This is a genomic window from Pantoea sp. RCC30.1, from assembly GCF_058148845.1.
Map to the genome: position 1 here is coordinate 1 of NZ_JBXUHX010000076.1, position 1,216 is coordinate 1,216.

Sequence of the window (1,216 nt, forward strand, 5' to 3'; positions counted from 1 at the left end):
TATTTAGCCTTGGAGGATGGTCCCCCCATATTCAGACAGGATACCACGTGTCCCGCCTTACTCATCGAGCTCACAGCTTGTGTGTTTTTGTGTACGGGAGTATCACCCTGTACCCTGCGACTTTCCAGACGCTTCCACTAACACACAGGCTGATTCAGGCTCTGGGCTGCTCCCCGTTCGCTCGCCGCTACTGGGGGAATCTCGGTTGATTTCTTTTCCTCGGGGTACTTAGATGTTTCAGTTCCCCCGGTTCGCCTTGCAGCACTATGTATTCATGCTGCAATGATGCACAGAGTGCACCGGGTTTCCCCATTCGGACATCGACGGCTGTAGCGGTTCATATCACCTTACCGTCGCTTTACGCAGATTAGCACGTCCTTCATCGCCTCTGACTGCCTGGGCATCCACCGTGTACGCTTAGTCGCTTAACCTCACAACCCACAGGCGTTTTGCAACGCTGTAAGTTACGAGCATTTGAGAGACTCGAACGCATCGCTTTGTCATTCCTTATTACGGAGGAATGACGCGCTGCGTCGTTTCAATTTTCAGCTTGTTCCGGATTGTTAAAGAGCAAATATCTCAAACGCGGCCCGGCTGCTTACGCAACCAAATCGGTTTTGAGATACTGTATGGAGACACCTTTCACCTGTCACCAAGCAGGTGGCGTCCCCTAGGGGATTCGAACCCCTGTTGCCGCCGTGAAAGGGCGGAGTCCTAACCGCTAGACGAAGGGGACACAATCGTGTCACGACTTCGCAGCCGTCCTGCTCATTACTTTTTTATCAGACAATCTGTGTGGACACTGCGCGGGAAGGTATCTTCAGGTAAGGAGGTGATCCAACCGCAGGTTCCCCTACGGTTACCTTGTTACGACTTCACCCCAGTCATGAATCACAAAGTGGTAAGCGCCCTCCCGAAGGTTAAGCTACCTACTTCTTTTGCAACCCACTCCCATGGTGTGACGGGCGGTGTGTACAAGGCCCGGGAACGTATTCACCGTGGCATTCTGATCCACGATTACTAGCGATTCCGACTTCACGGAGTCGAGTTGCAGACTCCGATCCGGACTACGACGCACTTTGTGAGGTCCGCTTGCTCTCGCGAGGTCGCTTCTCTTTGTATGCGCCATTGTAGCACGTGTGTAGCCCTACTCGTAAGGGCCATGATGACTTGACGTCATCCCCACCTTCCTCCGGTTTATCACCGGCAGTCTCCT

1 tRNA gene and 2 rRNA genes are annotated in these 1,216 nt (G+C 53.2%); all 3 read right to left on the reverse strand.

Annotation, left to right across the window (positions count from 1 at the left end):
* A 23S ribosomal RNA gene (locus tag AC2LB6_RS24555) occupies nt 1-431 on the reverse strand; the annotation flags it as partial.
* Between the two features lie 230 nt (nt 432-661).
* Nucleotides 662-736, reverse strand: a tRNA-Glu gene (locus tag AC2LB6_RS24560).
* A gap of 89 nt (nt 737-825) precedes the next feature.
* A 16S ribosomal RNA gene (locus AC2LB6_RS24565) occupies nt 826-1,216 on the reverse strand; the annotation flags it as partial.